The sequence below is a fragment of the Pseudomonas sp. B21-036 genome, assembly GCF_024748925.1.
Taxonomy (GTDB): Bacteria; Pseudomonadota; Gammaproteobacteria; order Pseudomonadales; family Pseudomonadaceae; genus Aquipseudomonas; species Aquipseudomonas palmensis.
The window spans coordinates 891,267-916,318 of sequence record NZ_CP087178.1 but is presented as its reverse complement, the minus strand read 5'-3'; the positions used below and the strand labels follow the sequence as shown (position 1 = coordinate 916,318).

General features: G+C 64.7%; 22 protein-coding genes, 1 pseudogene and 1 riboswitch. Of the genes and pseudogenes, 7 read left to right on the top strand and 16 right to left on the bottom strand.

The window, feature by feature from the left end; translation table 11 throughout:
• The first annotated feature begins 2 nt into the window (after nucleotides 1-2).
• The gene (locus tag LOY33_RS04040; RefSeq protein ID WP_054916274.1) at nucleotides 3-896 is read left to right on the top strand and encodes an acyltransferase; all 894 of its coding nucleotides are present in this window, start codon (nucleotides 3-5) and stop codon (nucleotides 894-896) included.
• 74 nt (nucleotides 897-970) lie between these two features.
• Here LOY33_RS04040 and LOY33_RS04035 read toward each other — a convergent pair whose 3' ends face one another.
• The 11 genes from LOY33_RS04035 to LOY33_RS03985 form a co-directional block, all read right to left on the bottom strand.
• Nucleotides 971-1,663, bottom strand: coding sequence for an OmpA family protein (locus LOY33_RS04035; protein ID WP_043864368.1), 693 nt, complete (start codon nucleotides 1,661-1,663; stop codon nucleotides 971-973).
• 193 nt (nucleotides 1,664-1,856) lie between these two features.
• Nucleotides 1,857-2,363, bottom strand: coding sequence for a GNAT family N-acetyltransferase (locus LOY33_RS04030; protein WP_054916224.1), 507 nt, complete (start codon nucleotides 2,361-2,363; stop codon nucleotides 1,857-1,859).
• A gap of 52 nt (nucleotides 2,364-2,415) precedes the next feature.
• Complete coding sequence (locus LOY33_RS04025; protein WP_258661709.1) at nucleotides 2,416-2,865, bottom strand: hypothetical protein; 450 nt, start codon at nucleotides 2,863-2,865, stop codon at nucleotides 2,416-2,418.
• A gap of 86 nt (nucleotides 2,866-2,951) precedes the next feature.
• Complete coding sequence (locus LOY33_RS04020; RefSeq protein ID WP_258661706.1) at nucleotides 2,952-4,259, bottom strand: carbohydrate porin; 1,308 nt, start codon at nucleotides 4,257-4,259, stop codon at nucleotides 2,952-2,954.
• Between the two features lie 156 nt (nucleotides 4,260-4,415).
• Nucleotides 4,416-5,108 carry a sensor histidine kinase KdpD gene (locus LOY33_RS04015; protein WP_054916226.1) on the bottom strand — a complete coding sequence of 231 codons (693 nt, stop codon included), beginning with the start codon at nucleotides 5,106-5,108 and terminating at the stop codon, nucleotides 4,416-4,418.
• Nucleotides 5,105-6,712, bottom strand: coding sequence for a tetratricopeptide repeat-containing response regulator (locus tag LOY33_RS04010; RefSeq protein WP_043864364.1), 1,608 nt, complete (start codon nucleotides 6,710-6,712; stop codon nucleotides 5,105-5,107). The genes LOY33_RS04015 and LOY33_RS04010 overlap by 4 nt, the downstream gene beginning before the upstream one ends.
• Nucleotides 6,713-6,963: 251 nt before the next feature.
• Nucleotides 6,964-9,684, bottom strand: coding sequence for a LuxR C-terminal-related transcriptional regulator (locus LOY33_RS04005; RefSeq protein ID WP_054916227.1), 2,721 nt, complete (start codon nucleotides 9,682-9,684; stop codon nucleotides 6,964-6,966).
• A 252-nt stretch (nucleotides 9,685-9,936) separates the two neighbouring features.
• Nucleotides 9,937-11,301 (bottom strand): DUF1329 domain-containing protein, encoded by a 1,365-nt coding sequence (locus tag LOY33_RS04000; RefSeq protein WP_043864362.1) that lies wholly within the window; start codon nucleotides 11,299-11,301, stop codon nucleotides 9,937-9,939.
• 25 nt (nucleotides 11,302-11,326) lie between these two features.
• Nucleotides 11,327-13,210, bottom strand: a complete 1,884-nt coding sequence (locus tag LOY33_RS03995; protein ID WP_043864361.1) for a DUF1302 domain-containing protein — start codon at nucleotides 13,208-13,210, stop codon at nucleotides 11,327-11,329.
• A gap of 337 nt (nucleotides 13,211-13,547) precedes the next feature.
• Nucleotides 13,548-15,230: a fatty acid--CoA ligase gene (locus LOY33_RS03990; protein ID WP_054916228.1), complete on the bottom strand. Its 1,683-nt coding sequence runs from the start codon at nucleotides 15,228-15,230 to the stop codon at nucleotides 13,548-13,550.
• A 132-nt stretch (nucleotides 15,231-15,362) separates the two neighbouring features.
• Nucleotides 15,363-15,992 (bottom strand): LysE family transporter, encoded by a 630-nt coding sequence (locus LOY33_RS03985; RefSeq protein ID WP_043864359.1) that lies wholly within the window; start codon nucleotides 15,990-15,992, stop codon nucleotides 15,363-15,365.
• A gap of 188 nt (nucleotides 15,993-16,180) precedes the next feature.
• Between LOY33_RS03985 and LOY33_RS03980 the strand changes: the two genes are divergently transcribed.
• The 3 genes from LOY33_RS03980 to LOY33_RS03970 all read left to right on the top strand — a co-directional run bounded on the left by LOY33_RS03980 (nucleotide 16,181) and on the right by LOY33_RS03970 (nucleotide 19,019).
• Nucleotides 16,181-17,143 carry a 2-hydroxyacid dehydrogenase gene (locus LOY33_RS03980; protein ID WP_054916229.1) on the top strand — a complete coding sequence of 321 codons (963 nt, stop codon included), beginning with the start codon at nucleotides 16,181-16,183 and terminating at the stop codon, nucleotides 17,141-17,143.
• 42 nt (nucleotides 17,144-17,185) lie between these two features.
• Complete coding sequence (locus tag LOY33_RS03975) at nucleotides 17,186-18,184, top strand: class I SAM-dependent methyltransferase (protein WP_043864357.1); 999 nt, start codon at nucleotides 17,186-17,188, stop codon at nucleotides 18,182-18,184.
• Nucleotides 18,185-18,223: 39 nt separating this feature from the next.
• Nucleotides 18,224-18,343, top strand: a riboswitch (yybP-ykoY riboswitch).
• 88 nt (nucleotides 18,344-18,431) lie between these two features.
• Entirely contained in the window at nucleotides 18,432-19,019 is a 588-nt protein-coding gene (locus LOY33_RS03970) for a TMEM165/GDT1 family protein (RefSeq protein WP_043864356.1), read from the top strand.
• Between the two features lie 87 nt (nucleotides 19,020-19,106).
• Here the strand turns inward: LOY33_RS03970 and LOY33_RS03965 are convergent, their stop codons facing one another.
• Entirely contained in the window at nucleotides 19,107-19,922 is an 816-nt protein-coding gene (locus LOY33_RS03965; protein ID WP_043864476.1) for a M48 family metallopeptidase, read from the bottom strand.
• 154 nt (nucleotides 19,923-20,076) lie between these two features.
• On the opposite strand from LOY33_RS03965, the pseudogene LOY33_RS25975 reads away from it, so the two are divergent.
• Nucleotides 20,077-21,363 (top strand): annotated as a pseudogene (locus tag LOY33_RS25975) (HAMP domain-containing protein); the annotation flags it as partial.
• A 12-nt stretch (nucleotides 21,364-21,375) separates the two neighbouring features.
• Complete coding sequence (locus tag LOY33_RS25970; protein ID WP_371917308.1) at nucleotides 21,376-22,218, top strand: methyl-accepting chemotaxis protein; 843 nt, start codon at nucleotides 21,376-21,378, stop codon at nucleotides 22,216-22,218.
• An 85-nt stretch (nucleotides 22,219-22,303) separates the two neighbouring features.
• Here LOY33_RS25970 and LOY33_RS03955 read toward each other — a convergent pair whose 3' ends face one another.
• The 3 genes from LOY33_RS03955 to LOY33_RS03945 are packed head-to-tail and all read right to left on the bottom strand — an operon-like array spanning nucleotide 22,304 to nucleotide 23,376.
• Nucleotides 22,304-22,924: an SOS response-associated peptidase gene (locus LOY33_RS03955; RefSeq protein WP_043864354.1), complete on the bottom strand. Its 621-nt coding sequence runs from the start codon at nucleotides 22,922-22,924 to the stop codon at nucleotides 22,304-22,306.
• Between the two features lie 9 nt (nucleotides 22,925-22,933).
• Nucleotides 22,934-23,194 (bottom strand): putative signal transducing protein, encoded by a 261-nt coding sequence (locus LOY33_RS03950; RefSeq protein WP_078481521.1) that lies wholly within the window; start codon nucleotides 23,192-23,194, stop codon nucleotides 22,934-22,936.
• Nucleotides 23,194-23,376 (bottom strand): CPXCG motif-containing cysteine-rich protein, encoded by a 183-nt coding sequence (locus LOY33_RS03945; protein WP_054916232.1) that lies wholly within the window; start codon nucleotides 23,374-23,376, stop codon nucleotides 23,194-23,196. The genes LOY33_RS03950 and LOY33_RS03945 overlap by 1 nt, the downstream gene beginning before the upstream one ends.
• Nucleotides 23,377-23,499: 123 nt before the next feature.
• Here LOY33_RS03945 and LOY33_RS03940 point away from each other — a divergent pair, with 123 nt between their 5' ends.
• Nucleotides 23,500-24,663 carry a 1-acyl-sn-glycerol-3-phosphate acyltransferase gene (locus LOY33_RS03940; RefSeq protein ID WP_258661682.1) on the top strand — a complete coding sequence of 388 codons (1,164 nt, stop codon included), beginning with the start codon at nucleotides 23,500-23,502 and terminating at the stop codon, nucleotides 24,661-24,663.
• 107 nt (nucleotides 24,664-24,770) lie between these two features.
• Here LOY33_RS03940 and LOY33_RS03935 read toward each other — a convergent pair whose 3' ends face one another.
• Nucleotides 24,771-25,031 carry a hypothetical protein gene (locus LOY33_RS03935; RefSeq protein ID WP_054916233.1) on the bottom strand — a complete coding sequence of 87 codons (261 nt, stop codon included), beginning with the start codon at nucleotides 25,029-25,031 and terminating at the stop codon, nucleotides 24,771-24,773.
• Between the last annotated feature and the right edge of the window lie 21 nt (nucleotides 25,032-25,052).

The window sequence follows — 25,052 nt, the reverse complement described above, 5'->3', positions numbered from 1 at the left end:
CCATGCTCGCTTTTCTGCCCGCGCCCGTGCGCGGAGTCATCGGCTCGCTGCTGCTGGCCGCCAACACCATCCTGTGCTGCACACCGCTGTTCATCGTCAGCCTGTTCAAGCTGTGCCTGCCCTTTGCCGCCGCGCAGCGCGTCACCGACGAACTGATGCGGCACATCCACGAAGCCTGGATCAGCAACAACAAGGGCTGGATGAACCTGGTCGGGCGCACCCGCTGGGACATCGAGGGGCTGGCCGGGCTGGACTACCAGCACAGCTACCTGGTGACCAGCAACCACCAGAGCTGGGTGGACATCATGGTGCTGCAATACGTGCTCAACCGACGCATCCGACCGCTCAAGTTCTTCCTCAAGCAGGTGCTGATCTGGGTGCCGGTGATCGGCCTGGCCTGGTGGGCGCTGGGCTTTCCGTTCATGAAGCGCTACAGCAAGGCCTACCTGGCCAAGCACCCAGAAAAACAGGGCAAGGACCTGCAGACCACGCGCCGTACCTGCGCCAGGTTCCGTGGCAAGCCCACGGCGATCTTCAACTTTGCCGAAGGCACGCGTTTCACCCCCGCCAAGCATGCCGAACAGGGTTCGCCGTTCCGGCACCTGCTCAAACCCAAGGCGGGCGGCATTGCCTTCGTGCTAGATGCGATGGGCGAGCAACTGGAGTCGATCATCAACGTGACGATCCATTACCCGCAGGGCACACCGGGCTTCTGGGACCTGCTGTGCGGGCGAGTGGCGCGGGTGGAGGTGACGTTCGAGGCGCTGGCGATTCCCAAGGAATTCCTGGGACGCAGCTACGACCAGGATGAAGCCTACAGGCTGGCGTTCCAGCAGTGGATCAACCGGTTGTGGGAAGAGAAGGATGAACGGCTGGAGCGGATGCGCCAGCAGTGAGCCCTTCGCCGGCAAGGCCGGCTCCTACAACGGCGTGAGCCCCCTGTAGGAGCCAGCATTGCTGGCGAAAAGATTTACTGGTACTGCTGCCCAGGAATCGGCTTGAGGTTCACCTCCACCCGACGGTTCTGCGCACGCCCGTTGGCATCGGCGTTGCTCGCGATCGGCTGGTCCGGGCCCAGGCCACGCGCACTCACGCGCGAAGGGTCGACGCCCTGGGAGGTCAGGTAGGTGCTCACGGCCTGTGCACGACGCTGCGACAGGTCCATGTTGTGCTGGCGACTGCCGGTGCTGTCGGTGAAACCGACCACTTCGATGGTGTTCTGGTTGAACTGCTTGAACGAGTTGGCCAGGTTGTTCAGCGGCGCGTAGAAGCTTGGTGCAATGCTCGCCGAGTCGGTGGCGAAGGTGATGTTGCCCGGCATGATCAGCTTGATCTGGTCGCCTTGACGCTGCACTTCGACACCGGTGTTGGCCATGCTCTCGCGCAGTGCCGCTTCCTGGCGGTCGGCGTAGTAGCCGTAGCCGGCGGCGGCGGCGCCCACCGCGGCGGCGCCGATCAACGCGCCCTTGCCACGGTTGTTGTGGTCGATGGCGGCACCGGCAACGGCACCGGCCAATGCGCCCAGGCCGCCATACTTGGCGGTCTTGCTCATCCCGGTGGAGCCTTGCGCCTGGCCCTGGTTGTCATAGGGGTTCTGACTGGCGCAGCCAGTCATCAGGGCAGCAGCAGTAGCGACGATAATCAGACGACGCATGGTGAACATGGACAAGCTCCTACAGAATTCGTGTATGCAGCGGACCGACGGCGGTTCCCTGCCAGGCTTGGAACACGAGCTGCGATAAAAATTCCCTCGGAGCAAACTGTAGTTCATTGCAGGAGCCCTGGTTTTAGCAATGCGCACCCTTGCTGGTCAAAGGCACCAGGCACCACCGTGTCGGACCAGGCTATCAGCGGCTTCAGTGCATGACCGCCCGCGTAATCAAAAAGCTCAGCAACTCGCCCTCATCATCCAGTTCGATGGCCTGCACCGGCCGTGGCAGGTTGTCGAGCACGCTGCGCCAGAACGCCTGTGAGGTTTCATCCTGGTCATAGAAGCGCACCAGCCAGTCCCCTTCCCCACTCATCAGCACCTGGGTAGCCAATGCCTGGCCGATGCCCTTGCGCCGGTAGCGCTTGAGAATGAACAGGTCGGCCAGCTCCTGTGCGTCCAGCCCTGCCAGTTCGCTGCGCTCGACCAGCAGGAAGCCGGCGATGTAGCCATCGACCAGGATCAGGTTGGCGCTCCACTGCGGCTCCTGCCAGTAGCGGGCCAGGTGCTCGTCGTGGATGTAGAAACGGCCGTCCACCTCGACGTCTTCCTGCTCCCAGTCCGAGGACTCGTAGGCATAGAACTGGTAGAGGTTGCGGATCAGCTCGATGTGTTCAGGGCCGGTCGGGATCAGTTCGACGGTGAGTTCACTCATGGCTACGGCAGGGGCTCGATGAAAAAGAGCGCGCAGTCAGCCACGATTCGCGTCACAACTCAACCCATTCGCCCTGGGAGTAGACGCTGAACCGGTTCGACTCGGAAAGCCGCATGGTGTAGGACGATTGCACGTGGTGGGTCTGCCCGCCGTCGCCGAGCAGGCGTACTTCGGCACCGCAGATGAAGTTCGAATCGCGGTCCGGGCCCATCGATGCGCAAGAGACGGTGGAGACTTCTATGCGGCCCAGCACTTTGATCGGCGACGTCATCCGGCCACTGGCGTGAAGCTTGCGGGTGAAGTCAGCCATGGCGTCTTGCACCTGGCCCTGGGTCGGCATCCAGTCGGGGCAGACATAATCGTCACCGCTGCAACTCTTGTCCGAGGCCGCAGGGGCGGCGTAGGTGAAAACCGGGAAGGAGAACAGAGCGAGGGCAAGCAGTGAAGTGCGAAGCATGAAGGCGAGGCCATCCTGGGCGATCTGGGCGCGGGATGATGTCATGCAGCCCTCTTCGCCAGCAAGGCTGGCTCCTACAGTCCTGTGCAGGGCTCAGCCTCCCGGCGAACAAGCGCATCGCGCTCACTCCATCAGAACTGCACCTTCACCTGTACGCCGGCCAGCAACGCGTCCTGGGTGTCCTTGCCGGAAAATGCACCCGGCTCCATCACGTACTGCACGCTCGGGCGCACCGTCAGCCAGCGGGTTACCTGGGCGGTGTAGCTCAGTTCCACCAACTGCTCGCCCATGTCCAGGTTGCTGACACTCTGCGCCTGGGCCAGGTCGCCACCGCGCTCCAGGTTGGCGATCTGGACATCGCGGCTGCGCGAGTTGAACACCGCACGGCCGTATGCCAACCCCACGTTGTCATGCTCGCGCGAAGCGAACGGTCGGCTCAGCACCGCTCCGGCCGCGTACCAGTGCGAGAACGGCGAAGTGGCCGTGTCGGTGTCGGTGGCCTGCGCGAACAGGCGTACGCTGCGCCCCCGGGTCGAATCCGAACGCCATACCATCTGATCGACCAGGACATAGGCACCGTGACGCCCCGCCGCCTTGCTGTCGGGCTGGCCGATGCGCGCAGTGTCGGAGGTGTCGTAATACCAGCCGAACTTGTACTGCCCGTCATAGGTAGCCAGGTTGTTGTAGATCAGCTCCACAGGCAGGATGGCCCCGGTGGTGCCGCTGGAGGTCAGGTCGAAGGCCTTGGACGAGGCGCTGTTGGTCTCGGGGTTCACGTTGAACCAGGCGGTCTGCACCGTCCACTCGGGGCTGATGCGGTATTTCAGCTCCATGCCCCAGTGCGCGGTGGGGTAGTTGCCCCAGCCACTGCCACCGGACATGCTCAGCGGGTGCGCGCAGAAACCTGCGTTGACGAAGTTGGTGAGGATGCCCATGCCGCCGAAGTCATTGCCCATGGCCATCCAGCCGAGCTTGACGTTCAGGTCGTCGGTAAACAGGCTGCGCGCATAGCTCAGTTCGCTCAGGCGCGTGTACAGCCCGCCATAGATCTCCTGCACCGGCAGCCGGTTGCCCACCAGGTCTTGCGAGGCGCTGTTGCCGCGCCGGTCATTGATCGTCAGCTGGACCGTGCCTGCATCCGCCTCGCCCAGCAATGTCTCGAGGTCGAAGGTGGCGCCCAGGCGGACCTGCTGCGCATAGCGCGCACCGTGCTTGAGGCCACCGCTGACCAGGCCCATGGTTTCCGACACATATTCGCCGGTGAGCTTGACGCCGCTCGCCTCCAGGCGTGAGCGGCTGCCGCCCCAGTCGCCGGTCAGGGTCGGGCTGTCGACAAGGTTGTCGAATGCATCGGCCTGCACCGCACACGCCAGCAGGCTGGAAGAAAGGCCCACGGCAAACGCGAGGGGGCTGAACGGAAAACGCGAAAAGAGGCTCAAACGGCCCTCCCGAAAGACAATAGATCGCCACCCGGTCAGCGACGAAGGCGCGAACCGGGACACAAGAAATGCAGGTGGCCTATGTTACGGGATTTTATGTACTAACCGTTTAATTTGTAGACTTTGGTGCAACGCCCTGGCCGACCGGCGGCTGGCTCAGGGCAGGTACAGCTGGAACAGGCCGCCGCCCAGGGCACCGCCATTGGCGATCTCGATGCGCCCGCGCACACCGTTGCGCTCGTGCAGCGCAGCAATGCGTTCAGCGAAGTACAGGCCCAACCCGGTGCTGCCGGTGTGCAGGTTGATGCCCTGCACGTAGTCGGCCTGACGGTCGATCATGCCCTGTGGATAACCCGGGCCGTCGTCATTGATGCTCAGCACCAGTTGCTCGCCCTGCTCGGCCACCGTGACCAGCAAGGCGTGCCCGGCATAGCGGATGGCGTTGTTGATCACGTTGGAGATCACCGAACCGACCAGCTCGCGGTCGAAGAAGCCCAGCGGGTTGAAGGCATCGATCTCGTAGCGCGCAATGATCTCGCGGCTGTCGATGATCGGCTGATTGGAGGCCAGCAGGCCGCCGATGAAGTCGTCCAGGTCATGGTAGTCGGGGCACATGGGCAACTGATTGACCCCGAGTTTGTACAACCCCAGCAGCTGCACGAGCATGCCGTTGAGGTGCGCGAACTCGTGCTCCACCACCGCCTGCTCCGGGCCTTGCGCCTGGGCGGCCGGCAGGCGCGACAGCCACTGGCTGTGCGCCTGCATCAGCATCGCCAGGGAGTTTTTCATGTCGTGTACGGTGGAGGCGATCACCGTGGAAAAATCCAGCCCCTGGGAATCGTTGCTCATGAGCCCACCGCCCGGATACGCAGTTTTCGATAGCGCTCGTAGCGCGGATCGGTATTGGGAATGCCCGCCACCTTGGCCAGGCACGCGCGGCATTCCTCCAGCGCGGCGCTCGAGGGGTTTTCCCCGGCCATGCGCAGCAGCGCCTGGGCAGTGTTCAGTGCAATGCTGATGTTCTTGGGCTGCAACGCCAGCGCGCGCCGGAACTGCTCCAGCGCCTCGCCGACCTTGCCGGCCTGATAGCTGCGCACGCCCTGGCGGTTGAGGTCGACGGCTTCGTTGCCGGCGCCCAGAATCGTCGGGTCGTCGGTCAGCTTGGCGATGCTCTGCATCACGCTCGCGTCGTCACCGTAGACTTCCACGCAGTTCTTGAGGATGGCCGTGCCCGCCGCCTCCTGACCCAGTTGCTGCAACTGCGCAGCCACTGCCAGGGCGGTTTCGGCCGAGAAGAACTGGTCCATGTTCTCCAGCCGCGCAACCGCCGCCTCGGTGAGCTTGGCGGCCGTCTCGGCATCGCCCGCCTGCGCCAGGCCGGTGGCCTTGATCAAGCGCGCACGTACCTGCAGGCCCTGGTCGTCGGTGTACTCCTTGGCCACATCGCCCAGCACCTGGTTCAGCTCCACCCGTGTGCGTGCATCCAGGCCGTTGCCCACGTTCTTCTGGATCAGCGCCTGGGCCAGGCCCAGGTTGCTTTCAGGGTCTTTGAAACGCGAATTCTGGCCCTGGCTCACGGCCTGGCGATAGGCCCGCGACGAGGTGTCGAAGTCGGCGTTGCCCAGGGCCAGCTTGCCCAGTTGCATCTGCCGGCGGACCGCCAGCGGCGACAGGCGTACGGCCTCTTCGAGCACCGACTGGGCACGGCGGGTTTCACCTGCGGCAGCCAGCACGTCGGCCAAGCCGTCGTACAGGCCGGGCATCATCGAAAACGCCTTGATCGCCTGTTCGTAGATTTCCTTGGCCTGGACGGCCTGGCCGCGCTTGAACAGCAGCTTGCCCAGCGCCGCGTATGCCCATGGCGTAGGGCGATTGGCCAGGATCGCCTTGAGAAAGCGCTCCAGCTCTTCATGCCGGTTGAGGGCACCCAGGGCGTCGGCACGGTAGCGCAGGCACAGCGGCGCAAAGCGCGGGTCCTGCTTGCACAGGTTGTCGCAGGCCAGCAGCACTTCGGCCGGTCGGCCACGGTCCAACGCCTGCAAGATAGGCTTGAGCAGGGTCTTGCGCTGTACCAGCTTGTCCAGGCGCTGGGTCAGCCCCAGGCGGTTGAAGGGCTTGGTCAGGTAGGCGTCCGGCTCGTGCTCCAGGGCACTGAGCACCACCGCCTGGCTGCTCTCGGCCGTCACCATGACAAAGATCGCCTCGTGGCTGATCAGCTTGTCGATCATCAGGTCTTCCAGCACCTGCTGGCCGTTCTTCTTGCCGTCGCCCAGGTGGAAGTCGTGCAGGATGAAGTCATAGCGCTTCTGCCCGCACATGCGAATCGCCGTCTCGCCGCTCTCGGCGGTATCGACGTCGCGGATACCCATTTCCCGCAACATCGAACGCACGGACGTGCGGAAGTCGGTGAAGTCATCGACGATCAGAAAACTTTTTTGGCTATACACCAACATCCACAAAACCTGACTTGGAAGAAAGAAGAGCGGCGCCAAGGCGCCTACAGGGACAGGCTCGGCTTCAGGACGCAAGCAGCGCGACGATCATCGCCAGCGCATGCTGCTTGGCAAGCAACGTCAACGGCTGCAGGCCTCGGAAAGGCTATCGGCAGCACGTGCACTTTGCTTGAGGCGCCGCAAGCATGCGGCACGAAGCCAACGCGCCAAGCGTGATGGCGCGATGCCATCATACTTGGCCGACTGCCGTGCTACAACAGGCCCAGCGCCTTGGCCCGGGCAACCGCCTGGGTGCGGCGCTCGACGCCGAGCTTGCTGTTGATGTGGCTGGCGTGGGTCTTGACGGTGTGCAACGAAATGAACAGTTGCTCGCTGATCTGCTGGTTGGAACACCCCAGCGCGATCAGCTTGAGCACCGACATCTCTCGCGCACTCAGGGCCTCGGTGCCCGCCCCGGGGGCCGGCGGGGTATCAACCACCGGCAACAGCGACAGCAGGCGCGCCTGCACCGGCCCCGCCGGCTGGGCCAGCAACTGCTCGCGTATCCACTCGGGGTGATCTTCCAGCAGCCGCTGGAAGGGTTGCAGCACGCCCCCCTGCGCGGCCTCCAGGGCCTGGGGCAGCAACACCACGGCCGCCTCTGCAGCACCGCTCGCCAGCAACAGGCCGATATGCTGACACACTGCGGTGGTGCCGAGCAGCTGGCCGCCATTGCTGCGCCCGTGCTCGGTCAGCGCCTGCAGGCGTTGTGCGGCCTGTGCGGTACGCCCCTGGGCCTGCTCCAGCAGGGCCTGCTGCAGTTCGATGTGCAAAGGCAGCAGCGGATGGAACTCCGGTGCGGCGGCGGCACGTTCGCCACCGTAGGTCTGGCCCAGGCGCAGCAGCCAGGATTCGGCCAGGTCCATGCGCCCCTGGGCCAGCCACAGCTCGCATTTGACCAGGGTGATCATGGCCAGGTAGAACACCGGCGGCACGTCCCAGATATGCATCAGGCGCTCGGCCTCGGCCAGCTCGCAGAAGGCCTCGGTAAAACGCCCCTCGCGTCCGTCCAGGGTGGCCAGCACGCAATGCCCGATCAGTACGCTGATGTCGCGACAGGCACGCGCTTCCACCAGCCCGGCGCGCAAGCGCGCACGCCCTTCCTGGGGCTGCAGCCCGGCGACCAGCAGGTAGCCTTCGTACAGCGCCAGGCGCGCACGCGCCGCGTACAGGCGCTGGGCCGACAGCCCTTGCAGGCGTTGCAGGCCGTGGCGCACCTCCTCCATCGAACGCAGGACCTCGCCACGGGCATGCAGCACCCGCGCGCGATCGTAGTGGGCCAGGGCCTCGAACAACGGGTTGCCGACCCGCCGTGCCAGCTCCAGCGCCTCGCGGTTCCAGCCACGGGCGTGCCAGAAATCGCCCTCGGCGATGGCCAGGTTGGACAAGGTGGACAGGCACATCAGGCGCTGGCCGTAGCGCTTGGTGGGCAGGCTGCGCAGCGCCTGCTGGCAGTACGAGCGGGTTTTCAGACGGTCGCCGCGACCGCGGGCGATGATTCCGCTCAGGGCCAGCCATTGCGCCAGCATGGACTTCTGCGCCGTGGCCGAAGGCGCCGGCAGGAACCGGCTGAGATGGCTGACCAGTTCCTCGGCCGCATCCAGCTGGCAGGCCAGCCCCAGCGCCCAGCTGTACAGCACGATCAGGCGCGGGGTGCTGATCAGCAGGCTGTCGGGCAGGTCCATCTTCCAGCGCAGCAGCATGCCGACGTTCTGTTCGGCCAGCAGTTGCTCTTCGGACAGGTTCTGCACCAGGTTGGCCGCCACGTCCAGGTGACCGGCGCGCAGGGCCTGCTCCACCGCCTCGTCGAGCAGGCCCTGGGCGTGGAACCAGCGGCACGCGCGCAGGTGCAGGCTGGCCAGCGGCTGGCTGGCCTGGCGGGTGCGCAGCAGGTCGGAGAACAGGTGGTGATAACGCAGCCATTGACCCTGCTCGTCCAGCGGTACCAGAAACACCTGGTGTGCCTTCAGGTAACGCAGTATCTGCGCGCTGTCGTGGCTTTCGCGCAGGGCATCGCACAGGTCGGCGCAAAAACGCTCCTGGCAGGCGGTGTCGTAGAGAAACGCCTGCACCTCGGGCGGCAGGCAGTCGATGACTTCTTCGAGCAGGTAGTCGCGGATCAGCCCTTCGCCGCCATGCAGGGCGTGGGGCAAGGCGCTGTCGACCCCCGCCTCGGAGGCGGCCAGCAGCCAGAAGCGCAGGCCGGCGACCCAGCCATCGCTGCGTTGAATCAGGTTGTCCAGGGCCTGGCCACGCAGCGTGGTGGGGTGCTGGTCGAGCACGGCCAGGGATTCCTCGGGGCTCAGACGCAGGTCCTGTTCGGTGAGCTCGAGCAACTGCTGCGACAGGCGCAGGCGCGCCAGGTGCCAGTCGGGACGCTGGCGGCTGGTGACCAGCAGCACCAGGCCAGGCGGCAAATGATTGAGGAAGAACTGCAGGCAGCGGTCGAGCACCGGGCCCTGGGCCAGATGGTAGTCATCGAGCACCAGCAGCAGCGGGTTCTGCGGGTGCAGGTGCAGGGCCAGTTCGTCGAGCAGGCTGTCGAGCCACTCCTCGAAGGCAAAAGGCTGGTGCCGCTGGCGCATCTTGAGCAGGCCCAGGGCCTGGTTGCCCAGGTCCGGGCAGAACTGCTGCAGCCCTTCGAGCAGGCGCTCCAGAAAGCGCCCGGGGTCGCTGTCGCGCTGACTCAGCCCCAGCCACAGGCTGCCCCACGAGGCGGGCAGGCTCTGGCAGAACTCCACGGCCAGCGAGCTCTTGCCGAAACCGGCGGGCGCCGAAACCAGCAGCAGTCGACCGCTCAGGCCGGCGTGCAGGCGCTGGCATAGCCGCGGGCGCGGCACGTGCCCCTCGGGCAGTGGTGGACGGTAGAAGCGGCCCTCCACAGCGCTGATGGCCTGGCTGGCGAACCCTTGCATACGCGACAGATCAGTCATGGCCGGCTCGTTTTAGTTGGAAGTCTTCGGCAGAACAGACCCGCCGAGACTAGCGCTTTAAACGGCACATTTGAAGATGATTGGCGCAGAGGTCGGAAAAAAGACTACAACAAAAAGCGACAAAAACTCACGAAGCGCGGCATTGCGTGCAGTTCATCCCGCATTGCCCCTCACGGCCTGTTGTCGGGCCACACACAGAAACGCCCCGGTCAAGCCGGGGCGTTCTGGGGATCACACGGAGGAGGTTCTAACTCAGCGCACACCATCCTGGCGCAGCGCTGCCGGCTGGAAGTCGGCCTTGCTGGCAGTGAAGTCGAAGTTGTAGGCCTTCTGCTCTTCGTTCTTCATGCCCAGCGCCAGGTAACGGCCCGACTGCAGGTCGTAGATGGCTTCCAGGGTGTACCACGGCACCTGCTTGTTGTAGTAATCCTGGGCATGTGCCTCGGATACCCGCCACAGCTGGCCGCGGCCGTCGTACTGGTCGATCACGGCCGCTTGCCAGGTGTCTTCGTCGATGTAGAAGTCACGCTTGGCATAGATATGCCGCTGGCCCGGCTTCAGGGTACCCACCACATGCCACACGCGACGCAGCTCGTAACGGGTCAGGTCCTGGTTGATATGCCCCGGCTTGATGATGTCGGCATACTTGAGGCTCGTCGAATCGAGCTTGTAGCTGTTGGAGGCAATGTACATCTCCTTCTTGCCTTCCAGCTTCCAGTCGTAGCGGTCCGGCGCACCGTTGAACATGTCCAGGTTGTCGGAGGTACGCAGGCCGTCAGCGGCGGTACCCGGGCCGTCATACGACACTTGCGGGGCCTGGCGCACGCGGCGCTGGCCAGCGTTGTACATCCAGGCCTTGCGCGGCTCCTTGACCTGGTCGAGGGTCTCGTGAACCAGCAGCACGGTACCGGCCAGACGCGGCGGGGCGGTCACTTTCTGCTTGAAGTAGAACAGCACGTTGCCAGGGTTGGCCGGATCGAAATCCTTCAGGCGATCGCGGAACATGAACTGTTCCTCGAGCTTCACCATGCTGTAGCTGCCGTTCTGCTGCGGCGTGGCCTGGTTCACCACACGCGTGACGCCACCGCCACGGTAGCGGGTGATGTGGTTCCAGATCACCTCCACACCGCTTTTCGGGATCGGGAACGGAATCGCGATCTGGAAGTTCTCCAGCCCGTTGCCGCCAGCTACCAGGTTGGTGGTGGTGGCGTTCTTCTTGATGGCGGCGAACACCGAGTCCGGCACCGTGGAGCCACGCTGGGTCGGGTACACCGGCAGCTTGAAGGTGTCCGGGTAGCGCTTGAACATGGCCAACTGGCCAGGGGACAGCTTGTCCTTGTACTGGTCGACGTTCTGCGCGGTGATGGTGAACTTGGGCTTGTCGTTGCCGTACGGGTCGGACAGGAAGCCCTTGGCATCGACCGAACCGGCCGTGGTGCTCAGGGGCTGCCAGGCGGTGATCGAACCGTCGGCATTGCCGGCCTTCTCGGCGCCCATCGGGGTCAGGCTGGTGCCCAGCTTGGCGGCTTCGTCGGCGGACACCGCCGCCATCACGCCGGTGGCGAGCAGCGACAGGCTCAGCACACCGATTTTCAACAGACTCTTGGTTGCTTTCATGATCTTGGTCTTCCCGGATCAGTGCTTAGAAGTTCACGCCGAAGCTGAGGGCGATGAAGTCGCGGTCATCCACGGTGGTGTACTTGCCATCGAAGAAGTTGGTGTACGACAGGCTCGCGGTGTAGGTGTTCTGGTATTCGGCGTCCAGGCCCAGGCTGACCGCCTTGCGCCCTTCCTCGAAGTTGCCGCCCGGGCCTGGCGAGTAGCCGGACACGTCATGCGACCAGGCCACGCTCGGCTTGAGGTTGACCCCGGCGAACACATCGTTGTAGTCCCAGATCACGCGGCCACGGTAGCCCCACGAGGTGCTGGTGGTGTAGCCGTCCTTTTCGCACTTGCGGCTGCGGTTGGCGGAGGAACCACCGCCAGGCGCGGCGCCACCGATGGTGCCGGCGTTGAGGATGTCCGAGCAGGTGTTGAGGCCGAAGGTATCCGGCAGCGGGCCAGGGCCATACACCGGATCGCGGCCGTAGCGCAGCTTGTCGGCGCTTTCCAGGCCGCCCACGTGGGTCACGCCCACTTCACCTACCACGGTCATGCGGCTGGCGCCCATCACCTGGTCGAAGAAGTGCGTCAGGGTGGTCTGGAACTGGGTGATTTCCTTGCGTTTGTAGCCGTGCAGGTCGGTATCGGCCTGGCCCTTGAGCAGCGAGGCATTGCCGAACGTGCCGCCCAGCTGGGTGACCCCGGCGTACAGGATGTCGGTGGTGTTCAGCTGCACCGGTGCGTTCGGCCGGTAGCTGATTTCACCGCTCCACGCGGTGCCGGTAGGCAGGGTGGTGGAGAAGCTCAGGCCGTACAGGCGGATGTCTTCGGGATACTCGACGAAGTACTTGGAGTTGCCCGCCACGATGGCGGCGCCGGTGCGCGGGTCGACCATGCCGGCAATGGCGTAGGCCTGTGCAGAAGCCCCCGTGGCGCTGAAGATCGGCGCACGGCTGTGGTAGTTCATGGCGTAGGCGCCGAACTCGGTATTGAGCGGTTCGAACATGTAGCGCAGGGCAACACCGAACTGGCCGCTGTCACGGGCATCGCGGTCGGGGCCGCGCGCCACCTTGATGCCTTCCTCGTTCACGTCCACGCCGAAGTTGGCCAGGCCGGCGATCTGTGCCGGGGTCATGGTGCGGCTGCTGGACAATACGCGCAGGTTGTCGGTGCAACCGTCGGCGATGATGTCCGGCTGGGAGAAGAAGGTGCCGCAGTTGTCGACGACGGTCTGGTCCCATTCCAGCTGGTAGAAGGCTTCGGCCGACAGGTTGTCGGTCAGGCTCTGGGAGATGTAGAACATGTTGACCGGGATCAGGCCTTCCTTGATCTCGGCACCCGGGCGGCGGAACGCGGAAACGTCGATGGGGTTGATCGAGTTGATGCCACCACCGATGAAGGTACTTTCACCCCAGCTCACCACCTGCTTGCCGAAACGCACCGAACCCGGCAGTTCGCCAATCGAGTAGTTGTGGTAGACGAAGGCGTCGAGCAGCTCGGCACCGGACGACTTGGCGCCCTCTTTGCGGTTGGAGTCGCTGATGTCCTTGAACTGGCGGTGTTCGTCCTTGAGTTCGAAGTCGTACCAGTACTTGCCACGCACGAACACGCCGGTGTCGCCGTACTTGAGCTCCAGGTCGTGGATGCCCTTGAAGATCTTCGAGAAGGTCTCGCCGCGCTTGAAGTTCAGGTGGCCGTCGTCGGAGGTCTGCGACAGACCCTTGCCGCCGTTGTTGACGCCGATCAGGTTCTGGTTCGGCTTGGCCGTCGACCAGCTGGCCCCCACGGACAGCGACGAGTCGAACTGACCTTCGATTTCACCGATGTTGAAACTGACGCCGAATGCAGGGCCGGCGAGCGTAGAAGCGAGGCTGACGGCCAATGGCAACTTCGCCCGGCGCCAGAACAGATTTACTGATGTCATCGACGCTACTCCATGTACTTTATTTTTATGGCAGTGAGTCCTTTGAGAAACGCATCGAACGACCGACGTGAATACGCCTGCTGGTCGACCAACGTGGCAGTGCGCAGTCATTTGCGCGGGCCCCCGTCCCTAAAAATCCCCTGACCCGACTATAGCCAGCAGGTACCTGTGCTTGATCCCTCTAAAGTGTGATTTGCACGTTGGTACTACACCCAAAGAGCTGATTCGCTCGCCAACTGCGCGGGCAGCGGCAAGGATGGCCTATTTTTTCGCTTTGACAAGGCGCGCAGGTGTCTGGCGCAAGGGTCGCACCCGCCAGGGCGCGACCGGCCCGCCTTCAGAGGGTGGACAGAAATGCGCTGTTGCTGGCCTGCCAGTGGCTGATGTCGACGCGGATGCGCTTCTTGTCCAGCTTGCCCACGCTGGTCTTGGGAATTTCGGTAACAAGGGCGATCTGGCTGGGGATTGCCCACTTGTTGATCATGCCCAGCTCCACGTAGGGCTTGAGGTGCTCCTTGAGCTCGCGGGCGTCGATGCTGGTGCCGTCACGCACCACCAGCAGGGCAAACGGACGCTCGCCCCACTGCGGATCGGGTACACCCACCACCGCCACTTCGCGCACCGAGGGGTGGCGGCTGACGAGGTCTTCGAGGGCCAGCGACGACACCCACTCCCCGCCGGTCTTGATCACGTCCTTGATGCGATCGCGGATATCGACCACGCCCATGCTGTCGATGGTCGCCACATCCCCGGTGTGCAGCCAGCCGCCCTGCCACAACTCGGCACCTTTCTCCGGTTCGCGGAAATACCCCATGCTCAGCCACGGCGCGCGCAGCACCAGTTCGCCCTGGGACTCGCCGTCAGCCGGTAGGAAGCCGCCTTCGGCATCCATCACCGCGGCCTCCACCAGCGGCACCGGCACGCCGGCCTTGATGCGATAGCTGATGCATTCGTCGTCGCTGCCGGCCAGCAGCTCTTCGTTGAGGTGGGCACAGGCCACCAGCGGGCAGGTTTCCGACATGCCATAGGCCGCCGTGAGCTGGATGCCCTGGGCCTTGGCCGACTCATACAGGGCGCGGTTGAGCGAGCTGCCGCCGATGATGATCTTCCAGCCGCCGAAATCCTGGCCCTGCGCGCCCTTGGCGTTGAGCAGCATCTGCAGGATGGTCGGTACGCAGTGCGAGAAGGTGACCTTTTCGTCCCGCCACAGCTGACACAGCATCTCCGGCTCGTAGCGCCCCGGGTAGACCTGCTTGAGCCCGAGCATGGTGGCCACGTAGGGGATGCCCCAGGCGTGCACGTGGAACATCGGGGTGATGGGCATGTACACATCATCGGTGCCCAGCAGGCGGATGCTGTCGATGCTGCCGGTCACGGTAGCCACGCCCAGGGTGTGCAGCACCAGCTGGCGGTGGGTGAAATACACGCCCTTGGGGTTGCCGGTGGTACCGGTGGTGTAGAAGGTGGTGGCCACCGAGTTCTCGTCGAAGTCGGGGAAGTCGTAGGTAGTGGCCGCGCCCGCCAGCAAGTGCTCGTACTCGCCCACCAGGTTCGGCAGTTCGGCATGCTTGTCGGGGCCGTCGGTGAGCAGCAGGGTCTTCTCGACCGTGGTCAGTTGCGGCGCGATGGACTGATACAGCCCGATGAAATCGCTGTTGACCAGTACGAAGCGGTCTTCGGCGTGGTTCATGGTGTAGAGGATCTGCTCGGGCGACAGGCGCACGTTGATGGTGTGGGCCACCGCGCCGATCATCGGGATGGCGAACATGCACTCCAGGTAGCGATGGCTGTCCCAGTCCATCACCGCCACGGTGTCGCCGGCCTTGACCCCGGCTGCGGTGAGCACGTTGGCCAGGCGCGCGATGCGCTCGCTCAGGGTCAGGTAGTTGTAGCGCAGCTGATCGCGGTACACGATCTCGCGGGTTTTCTCGTAGCGGCTGCCCGACATCAGCAGGCGCTTGATCAGCAGCGGGTATTCGTAAGCGCCCGCAGCGGGGGCGATAATCCTGGTTTGCAGCATGGGAGTCCCTTTTTCGAGTACGCAGGCATGGCAATACGGCGCTTACTCTAGAACGGGACGGGGGCGCTCAAATCAGCCAAAGGAATGATTTGCGCGCCCTCAGGGATGACAGGCCAATGGCCATCAACCGCCTCAGTGCATCTCGGTGAAGGCGATCTTGATACCCAGCGCCACCAGCACCGCGCCCATGCCGCGATCGAACCAGTGGCCCATGCGCGCAAACCCGGAGCGGACACGGGCGTGGCTGAACAGCAGGGCCACCAGGCAGAACCACAGGCCGGTGGCCAGCGCCAGGTAGGCCCCGTAGCCGGCCTGTATCAGCAGCGGCGTGTGCGGGTTGATCACCACCGTGAACAGCGACAGGAAGAACAGCGTGGCCTTGGGGTTCAGGCCGTTGGTCATGAACCCTGCCACAAAGGCGGCACGCGGGGTGCGCGCCACGGTCGAGACCTGCACGCTCTCGCTGCCGGCAGGCGCCGGGCGGGCACGCAGGGCCTTGATGCCGATGTACACCAGGTAGGCCGCAGCCAGCCACTTGAGCACGTTGAACAGCATGATCGACTGCGACACGATCAGGCCGATGCCCAGCAGCGAATAGCCCACATGCAGGAAGATCGCCGTGCCCACGCCGAAGGCGGTCCAGGTACCGGCGCGCCGACCGTGGGTAACACTTTCGCGCACCACCACCGCAAAGTCCGGGCCGGGGCTGGCCACGGCCAGCAGGTGGATCAGCGCAACGGTGAGAAATTCTGCCCAGTACATGGGGTGACGCTCCTGGCAAACGATCGGGTGGCGTACCTTACCCACTGCCTGGCAGTTCTGAAAGATACAGTTACAAGTGAATCGGCACAGTCACCTCCCGTGCAGCCGGATGCCTGGCTTTACGCCCACGGCGATGCAGGCTCTAATGCCCCACTACCTGCTCAAACCACACCCCAGGAGCCTGCCCCATGACCTTGCGCCGCGCTGTATTCCTCGACCACAGCTCCCTGGACCTGGGCGACCTCGACCTGAGCCGCCTGCGCGGCTGCTTCGATGAACTGCAGTTGCACCCGGCCACTGCCCCCCACGAAGTGGCCGAGCGCCTGCAGGGCGCGAGCGTGGCGATCACCAACAAGGTGCACCTGGACGCCGCCGCCCTCGCCGCCTGCCCCGACCTCAGGCTGATCCTGGTGTCGGCCACCGGCACCAACAACGTCGACCTGCAGGCCGCGCGCGCCCAGGGCATCGTGGTCAGCAACTGCCAGGGCTACGGCACGCCCTCGGTGGCGCAGCACACCCTGGCCCTGCTGCTGGCGCTGGCCACTCGCCTGCCCGATTACCAGCAGGCGGTGGCCGACGGCAAATGGGCCCAGGCCAGGCAGTTCTGCCTGCTCGACTTTCCCATCGTCGAACTGGAGGGCAAGACCCTCGGCCTGCTCGGCCACGGCGAACTTGGCGGTGCGGTGGCGCGCCTGGCCGAAGCTTTCGGCATGCGCGTGCTGTCCGGCCAGTTGCCCGGCCGCCCGGCCCGCGATGATCGCCTGAGCCTGGCCGAGCTGCTGCCGCAGGTGGATGCGCTGACCCTGCACTGCCCGCTCAACGACAGCACCCGCAACATGATCGGCGCCGCCGAGCTGGCCCTGCTCAAGCCCGGCGCGTTCGTGGTCAACACCGCCCGTGGCGGGCTGATCGACGAGCAGGCGCTGGCCGACGCACTGCGCAGCGGGCACCTGGGTGGCGCCGCCACCGACGTGCTCAGCGTGGAGCCTCCGGTCAATGGCAACCCCCTGCTGGCAGGCGATATCCCGCGCCTTGTGGTCACCCCGCACAGTGCCTGGGGCGCGGTCGAGGCGCGCCAGCGCATCGTCGGCCAACTGGCCGAGAACGCCGAAGCCTTCCTGCAGGGCAACCCGCGCCGAGTGGTCAGCTGAGTTCTGCTAGAATTCGCGACTTTTTGCAGAGGGGCGCCGACCATGGACCCGCGTAGTGAAGTGTTGCTCCGTCAGGCCGAGCTGTTCAAAGGCCCCGTGTTGCTGGCCGGCCTGCCCGCCGACGACCTGCTGGGCAGCCTGCCCGATGCACGCGCCTGGAGCTGGCACGCCGGCGACCAGGCCGCGCTCGAGGCGCGTTTTGCCGGGCGCAGTCACTATGGCGTGGAGGTGCCGCCGGTGGCTTTCGACGGCGCCGTGCTGTTTCTGCCCAAGTCCCGCGATCTGGCCAACTACCTGCTCAATGCCCTGGCCTCGCGCCTGGGTGGGCGCCAGCTGTACCTGGTGGGTGAAAAGCGCGGGGGTATCGAGGGTGCGGCCAAGCAGCTGCACGCCTTCGGCAAGCCGCGCAAGCTCGACAGTGCACGCCATTGCCAGCTGTGGCAGGTCACGGTGGACACCCCGCCAGAGGCGCAGCCGCTGGAAAGCCTGGCGCAACGATTCGAACTGCCACTGGCCGAAGGCCCGCTGCAGATCGTGAGCCTGCCCGGGGTCTTCAGCCATGGCCGGCTGGACCGCGGCAGCGCGCTGCTGCTGGACAACCTCGAGCAACTGCCCGTGGGCCATGTGCTGGACTTTGGCTGCGGTGCGGGCGTGCTCGGCGCGGCGATCAAGCGCCGCTACCCACAAAGCCGGGTAACACTGCTGGACGTGGATGCCTTCGCCGTGGCCAGCAGCCGCCTGACCCTGGCCGCCAATGGCCTGGAGGGGGAGGTCATCGCCGGTGACGGCATCGATGCCGCGCCCCGCGAGCTGAACGTGATCCTGAGCAATCCGCCGTTTCACACCGGGGTTCACACCAATTACCACGCCTCGGAAACATTGCTGAAAAAATCAGCCGATCACCTGAAAAAGGGCGGCGAACTTCGGCTTGTGGCCAACAGCTTCCTGCGGTACCAACCGCTCATCGAAGGCGCCTTGGGCAACTGCCTGATTCGCGACGAGGGACAAGGCTTTCGGATCTACCAGGCCACACGAACTTAAAAACTTCGCTTGCCCAAACGGTTTTGCCTAGGCAGAATCCGCTCCGTCCTAGGGGAGTAGTCTCCCGCGAGCACCCAGCTCGCCCGGTACGCGTCAACATACTTGGTCCTCAGACCATGGCGCGTACGACCCACGGTCCGCACAGACGGATCCAGGGTTTGACAAGACCTATGACACGCACACCTTACCCGGGGCGGGAAGGCTGTACGTGTCATAGCCGTGTCGACCCGCCCCCGTAGGAATCCTGATGCTGGAATCATTGCTGGTCCCCACCGCCATCGTTGCGCTCGCCGAAATCGGCGACAAGACGCAACTGCTCGCGCTCATCCTCGCTGCACGCTTTCGCAAACCCTGGCCGATCATCGCCGGTATCGTTGCCGCGACCCTGGCCAACCATGCGGCGGCCGGTGCGGTGGGTGCGTGGTTCGGCAGTTTCTTCTCCGAGGCCACGTTGCACTGGATCCTGGCCGCAAGCTTTGCCGCCACGGCCCTGTGGACCCTGGTGCCGGACAAGATGGATGACGATGAAGCCAGTACGGCGCGGCGCTTCGGCCCGTTCCTGACCACGCTGATCGCGTTCTTCATTGCCGAGATCGGCGACAAGACGCAGGTGGCCACGGTGATGCTGGCGGCGCAGTACCCGCACCTGATCATGGTGATCATCGGCACCACCCTGGGCATGCTGATTGCCAACGTACCGGTGGTGCTGGCGGGCAATTTTGCCGCCGAGAAGCTGCCGTTGACCCTGATCCGTCGCCTGGCGGCCACGGCATTCGTGGTGCTGGCGCTGGTGGCGGTGTATTCGGCGATGAAGGTCAGCGGGTGGGTGGGCTGATACCGGCTAGCGTGTGAAGCATTCGCCGGCAAGGCCGGCTCCTACAGGTTCAGGTAGGAGCCGGCAGTGCCGGCGAAGGTCACGGCGCTATTTTCTGGCTTGCTCGTACAACGGCATCACCTTGGGAATCGCCGCCTGCAACGACGCGATACGGCTGCTCGAAGCCGGGTGAGTGCTCATGAACTCAGGCTGCGAACCACCCGACGCTTCGGTCATCTTGTTCCACAGGCTGATCGCCGCATTCGGGTTGTAGCCCGCACGCGCCGCCAGCTCCAGGCCGATCAGGTCGGCTTCGTTCTCGTTGCTGCGGCTGTTGGGCAAGGTCATGCTGTACTGCACCACGGTGTCGGCCAGCGCCAGGCTGTCCTGGCCCAGGCCGAACAGGGCACCTGCGCCCTGGCGCGCCATCTCCACACCATAGGCCTTGGACATCGCCTCGCGACCATGCTCGCGCAGGGCGTGGGCGATCTCGTGGCCCATCACCGCCGCGATCTCGTCGTCGGTCAGCTTGAGCTTGTCGATCAGGCCGGTATAGAAAATGATCTTGCCACCCGGGCCACAGTTGGCATTGAGCTCGTCGCTCTTGATCAGGTTGACTTCCCATTTCCACTGCGCCGCATCGGGGCGGAACTTCGGCGCCTGCACGATCAGCCGGTCGGCAATGGCCTGCACCCGCTTGGCGGTGGCACTGGTCTTGTCGAGCATACCCTTGGTGGATGCCTCGCCCAGGGTCTGCTGGTACGACTGCGCGTACATCTGGTTGACCTCATCGGTCGACAGCATGCTGAACATGTACTGCTTGCGCTCCACGCCCACCGCTCCACCACTGGTGGTGTTCACGGCCTGGCAACCGGCCAGCAGCACACTGGCGCTCAAGGCACCGATAACAACTGATCTACGCATGAAAACACTCCCTTCGAACATGCGGCGTATCCTAGGCCGCGCATCATAAACGCGCTACAGCCGTTCGCGAAGAATTGCATCGCCACACTCATGCTTTGCCCCCGGCGCGCCGATAACGCCCAGACAGGCGACCCTCTTTGCGCTCGGAGCTCCCATGAAGTTCAAGTCGATCCAGTTTTCCGTGGCCGCGCTGGCCGGTGCCATCGTGCTGAGCATCGTTGCAGCACTGGTGCTATACGCAGTGTATTCCGGTGCCCGCACCCAGACGCTGGTGCACAACCGCACCCAGCAACAGTTCGAGGCAGTGATCGAGCAACGCCTGACGGCCCTGGCCCAGACCCAGGTCAGCCAGATCCAGCGCAGCCTCGAGGCGCCGCTGCTGATCGCCCGCGGCCTGGCCACCACCAATGCTCTGATCGGCATGCAGGATGCTGCCGGCAACCCGCAGCTCAAGCTCGAACGCGAACAGATGATCGCCCTGCTCAGGCAGACCGCCCTGGACAACCCGCTGTTGCTGGGCGTTTACGTGGGCTGGGAGCCCAATGCGCTGGACCACGATGATGCCCGCTATGCAGGCAGCACGCTGGCGGGCGTCAACCCGCAGAGCGGGCGCTTTCTGCCGTGGTGGTACCGTAACGACGACGGTAGCCTGACCCTCGACAAACTCCAGGATGTGGACGACCGTACCCTGCTGCCCACAGGCGTGCGAACCAGCGAGTACTACCTGTGTTCCAAGGAGACCGGCAAGGCCTGCGCCATCGACCCGGCCCCGTACCAGGTGGGCAACAAGACCGTGATGCTGGCCTCGTTCGTCGAGCCGATCATGGTCAACGGCCAGTTCCAGGGCATCGCCGCCGCCGACCTGTCGCTGAACTTCATCCAGGATATGCTCAAGGCCGCCGACGCCCAGCTGTATGACGGTGCGGGCGAGATGGCGCTGCTGTCCAACAACGGACGCGTGGTGGCCTACACCAAGGATGCGAGCACGTTCGGCAAAAAAGCCAGCGATGTGCTGCAACCCAATGAAGTGGCGGTGCTCGGCAACCTGTCGGGCAAGGCGCTGCACTACGAAATCGACCATGCCAGCGGACAGATCGAGCTGTTCGTGCCATTTGCCGTGGGCAACACCGCCTCGCGCTGGACCTTGCTGCTGCAACTGCCGGTCAGCGCGGTGATGGCCGACCTCGACGCGCTGCAGCGCGAAATGAGCGCCCAGCGCAGCACCGACCTCACCGGCATGATCGTGGTCGGCCTGGGCATCGCCGGGCTTGGCCTGCTGGTGATCTGGCTGCTGGCCCACGGTATCGCCCGGCCGCTGCGCCAGATGGTCGGCATGCTGGACGACATCGCCCAGGGCGAAGGTGACCTGACCCGGCGCCTGAGCAGCGATCGCGCCGACGAACTGGGCGCCATCGCCCGTGGCTTCAATACATTCCTGAGCAAGCTGCAGGCAATGATCAGCCAGGTGGTGGTGTCGGTACAGAAGGTCAGCGACTCGTCCGAGCACACCGCCGACATCGCCATTCGCACCAACCAGGGCGTGCACAAGCAGATGGCCGAAATCGACCTGGTGGCCACTGCGGTGCATGAAATGACCGCGACCGCCCAGGACGTGGCGCGCAATGCCACCCATGCGGCGCAAGCGGCCAGCAATGCCGACCAGGCCGCCAACCAGGGCCTGGAGATCGTGCGCAACACCTCCACCTCGATCAGCGCCCTGGCCGAGGAGATCGGCCGTGCGGTGGGTGTGGTACAGGCCCTGGCGCGCGACAGCGAGAACATCAACGCGATCCTGGTGGCGATTCGTGCAATTGCCGAACAGACCAACCTGCTGGCGCTCAACGCGGCCATCGAGGCGGCGCGAGCCGGTGAACAGGGGCGCGGGTTTGCCGTGGTGGCCGATGAAGTGCGCAACCTGGCGCAGAAGACCCAGCAGGCTACCGAAGAGATCCAGCAGATGATCCAGCAGCTGCAGCAGGGCACGCGGGATGTGGTGCAGGTAATGGAGGACAGTCAGGGCAAGACCGAAGTCAGCGTGCAACAGGCGGCGCAGGCGGCCCAGGCGCTGGAGAGCATCACCCGGGCGGTGTCGGTGATCAACGACATGAACACCCAGATCGCCAGCGCGGCGGAGGAGCAGAGCGCAGTGGCCGAGGACATCAACCGCAACGTGATCAATATCGGTCAGGTGGCCAATGAAGTGGCTGGCGGGGCGGATGAGTCAAGCACGGCGAGCGCGGAGCTGACCAAGCTGGCGGAGCAGCAGCGGCGGTTGATCAATCAGTTTCGCGTCTGAGCCAGAAGCTTCGCCGGCAAGGCCGGCTCCTACAGGGGCATGCAGTGCCTGTAGGAGCCGGCCTTGCCGGCGAAGGGCTCACCACTTACGCCGGGGTCAGGCACTCCGGCGCATTCAACTTCGGATCATTCACCAGGTTCGCCAGCACCCGCTCGCGCAAGGCGGCCTGCGGGCCAGCGAGCAATTCCTGCAACTTCACCAGCGGCGTCTGCGGGTCCAGCCACGCGGCCTGCCCTGCCGCATCCAGAATCAGCGGCCGGCGCTGGTTGACCGCGGCCTGGGTCACCACCGCCGTGCTCAGCCACACCTGGTCCTGCACCGGGTAGGCCTCCCACACGCCGGCAAAGAACAGCGAAGACCCCTCGCCCGGCGTCAGCCAGTACGGCCGCTTGCGCGCCGTGCCGCGCCACTCGTAGAAGCCGTTGGCCGGCAGCAGGCAACGGCGCAGGCGAAACGCTTCGCGAAACATCGGTTGCTCGGCCAGGGTCTCGGCGCGCGCCTGGGCCGGGGTGCGCGACAGGTCGGTCAGCCACGCCGGGGTCAGCCCCCAGCGCGCCCGCGCCAGCTCCAGCTGGCCTTCGCGCTGACGCTGGATCAGCACCGAGGCGCCGGGCGAGATGTTCCATTGCGCCTGCTGGTCAGGCGGGAACCCGGGCAGCGCGGCAAACGCCGAAGACCAGCGAAACAGGGCGTAACGTCCACACATGAGCAAAACCTAGCAAATCAGTATTCCCGGAAGGGTCTCCGGCTCGTCGCCAGGAAGCGGCTGGGCGCCATTGTACGCGGCGATCAGCTGGCGTGCGTATTCGGCCTGCGCATCGGGCACCGCCAGGCCCAGCAGCCCCTGCATCGGCAGCTCGCCCACGGCGCCCATCAGGTCGCGCCCACTCAGGTGCGCCTGGATCCCTTCGCTGCGCAGCATGCCGATCAGAAGCTCGGCCTCCAGCAGACTTTCCGGCTCGTAGATACGCTGCATCACTCGTCCTCGCGCTTGACGTCCAGCATCCACTCCTCGCCATGCACCTGCAGCACGAACACGATCGGCCGGCAACAGACCTGGCAGTCCTCGATATAGCTCTGGTCGCCACCGGACAGGTCAACGGTGGTTTCCACTTGCTCACCGCAGTAAGGACAATCATAGAAAGCAGATTCCACCATCGCAGTCTCCCAGGTGACTTGTGCCTATAATTGCCGGTCTATTTACAGGCCTTGCCGGTGTCTGAGCCGTTTTTCAGTCCGCAGCCCTACTATTACCCTAGCCGTTTCCAACAAGAGAGCATGATGGGCGAATTCGATGCCATCCGACCGTACAACGACGCCGAGGTGCCCGCCGTGCTGGCGCGCCTGCTCAGCGACCCGGCATTTCTGGATATCCTCACCCACTTTCGCTTCCCGCGCATGGCCGGGGCCTTCGGCTGGCTGCTCAAGCCGCTGATCGCTCGGCGCCTGCGCAAGGAATTTGCCGGGGTCAGTTGCGTATCGACCCTGCAGGACAAGGTCGAATACTACGTCGACCACACCATCGACCGCGCCACCGACGGGGTGACCTACACCGGTGTCGAGCAGTTCAAGTCCGGCAGTGCCTACCTGTTCCTGGCCAACCACCGCGACATCGTGATGGACCCGGCCTTCGTCAACTATGCGGTGTACCACGCCGGCCTGCCGACCCCGCGCATCGCGATCGGCGACAACCTGCTGCAAAAGCCGTTCGTCAGCGACATGATGCGCCTGAACAAGAGCTTCATCGTGCACCGCTCGATCACCGGGCGGCGCGAAAAGCTGGCGGCCTATCAGCTGCTGTCGGCCTACATCAACCACTCGATCCGCAACGACTGCGCCTCGATCTGGATCGCCCAGGCCGAGGGGCGCGCCAAGGATGGTGACGACCGTACCGATTCGGCGATCCTCAAGATGTTCCACATGAGCCGCAAGGACGAACCGTTCGGCGCGGTGATCCAGTCGCTGAACCTGAGCCCGGTGTCGATCAGCTACGAGTACGACCCGTGCGACCAGGCCAAGGCCCGCGAGCTGTACATCCGCGCCACCACCGGCACCTACAGCAAGGCGCCTGGCGAGGATGACGTGAGCATCGCCCAGGGCATCACCGGCTACAAAGGTCGCGTGCACATCAACTTCGCCCCGCCGGTGAGCGAGTACTTCGAAGACACCAAGCAACTGGCGGCGGAAATCGATCGGCAGATACTGGGTGGCTACCGGTTGTTCCCGGTGCATTACCTGGCGTATGCACAGTGGGCCGATGCCGACCCGCAGTTGCAGGTGCCCAGGGCCGCCGAGGTGTTCCCGGCCGATGAGCTGGCCCGAGCCCAGGCCGAGTGGCAGCGGCGCCTGGATGCCTGCCCGGTGGAACACCAGCCGTACCTGGTGCTGCAGTATGCGATGCCGGTGCGCAACCAGTACCGCGTCAAGGCGGGGTTGTCGCTCTAGAGCGCGTCGCCCGTATCGCGGGTCAAGCCCGCTCCCACAGGGATATCACTGGCCTTGAGTACAGTGCAGAACATGTGGGAGCGGGCTTGACCCGCGATGGCTTCACCTCAGATCCAGGTACTGAACCACGACAGCAGCAGCGCCATCGCCAGGCACGAAAACCCCAGGATGTAGTAGAACCGGTTCACCCGCAGGTTCATCCCCTCCACCATCACCTCATCACGCGCCAGCCCCGCCAGCGCCTGCGCGCCACGACGCCGCGCCGCTTGCAACAGCAACCCGCCAGGGCAGGTAATCAACAAGGCCAGCACATTGATCAGCTTGGCCGGGTGGGCCGCCAGCAGCCCCCACATCACTTGCAACGACATCGCACAACCTCGATAAAAAAC

Bases quoted from the DNA above. Each gene is read 5' to 3' on its own strand.
- LOY33_RS04040 (WP_054916274.1), top strand. From the start codon at position 3: ATGCTCGCTTTTCTGCCCGCGCCCGTGCGCGGAGTCATCGGCTCGCTG.
- LOY33_RS04035 (WP_043864368.1), bottom strand. From the start codon at position 1,663: ATGTTCACCATGCGTCGTCTGATTATCGTCGCTACTGCTGCTGCCCTG.
- LOY33_RS04030 (WP_054916224.1), bottom strand. From the start codon at position 2,363: ATGAGTGAACTCACCGTCGAACTGATCCCGACCGGCCCTGAACACATC.
- LOY33_RS04025 (WP_258661709.1), bottom strand. From the start codon at position 2,865: ATGACATCATCCCGCGCCCAGATCGCCCAGGATGGCCTCGCCTTCATG.
- LOY33_RS04015 (WP_054916226.1), bottom strand. From the start codon at position 5,108: ATGAGCAACGATTCCCAGGGGCTGGATTTTTCCACGGTGATCGCCTCC.
- LOY33_RS04010 (WP_043864364.1), bottom strand. From the start codon at position 6,712: ATGTTGGTGTATAGCCAAAAAAGTTTTCTGATCGTCGATGACTTCACC.
- LOY33_RS04005 (WP_054916227.1), bottom strand. From the start codon at position 9,684: ATGACTGATCTGTCGCGTATGCAAGGGTTCGCCAGCCAGGCCATCAGC.
- LOY33_RS04000 (WP_043864362.1), bottom strand. From the start codon at position 11,301: ATGAAAGCAACCAAGAGTCTGTTGAAAATCGGTGTGCTGAGCCTGTCG.
- LOY33_RS03995 (WP_043864361.1), bottom strand. From the start codon at position 13,210: ATGACATCAGTAAATCTGTTCTGGCGCCGGGCGAAGTTGCCATTGGCC.
- LOY33_RS03990 (WP_054916228.1), bottom strand. From the start codon at position 15,230: ATGCTGCAAACCAGGATTATCGCCCCCGCTGCGGGCGCTTACGAATAC.
- LOY33_RS03985 (WP_043864359.1), bottom strand. From the start codon at position 15,992: ATGTACTGGGCAGAATTTCTCACCGTTGCGCTGATCCACCTGCTGGCC.
- LOY33_RS03980 (WP_054916229.1), top strand. From the start codon at position 16,181: ATGACCTTGCGCCGCGCTGTATTCCTCGACCACAGCTCCCTGGACCTG.
- LOY33_RS03975 (WP_043864357.1), top strand. From the start codon at position 17,186: ATGGACCCGCGTAGTGAAGTGTTGCTCCGTCAGGCCGAGCTGTTCAAA.
- LOY33_RS03970 (WP_043864356.1), top strand. From the start codon at position 18,432: ATGCTGGAATCATTGCTGGTCCCCACCGCCATCGTTGCGCTCGCCGAA.
- LOY33_RS03965 (WP_043864476.1), bottom strand. From the start codon at position 19,922: ATGCGTAGATCAGTTGTTATCGGTGCCTTGAGCGCCAGTGTGCTGCTG.
- LOY33_RS25970 (WP_371917308.1), top strand. From the start codon at position 21,376: ATGATCAGCCAGGTGGTGGTGTCGGTACAGAAGGTCAGCGACTCGTCC.
- LOY33_RS03955 (WP_043864354.1), bottom strand. From the start codon at position 22,924: ATGTGTGGACGTTACGCCCTGTTTCGCTGGTCTTCGGCGTTTGCCGCG.
- LOY33_RS03950 (WP_078481521.1), bottom strand. From the start codon at position 23,194: ATGCAGCGTATCTACGAGCCGGAAAGTCTGCTGGAGGCCGAGCTTCTG.
- LOY33_RS03945 (WP_054916232.1), bottom strand. From the start codon at position 23,376: ATGGTGGAATCTGCTTTCTATGATTGTCCTTACTGCGGTGAGCAAGTG.
- LOY33_RS03940 (WP_258661682.1), top strand. From the start codon at position 23,500: ATGGGCGAATTCGATGCCATCCGACCGTACAACGACGCCGAGGTGCCC.
- LOY33_RS03935 (WP_054916233.1), bottom strand. From the start codon at position 25,031: ATGTCGTTGCAAGTGATGTGGGGGCTGCTGGCGGCCCACCCGGCCAAG.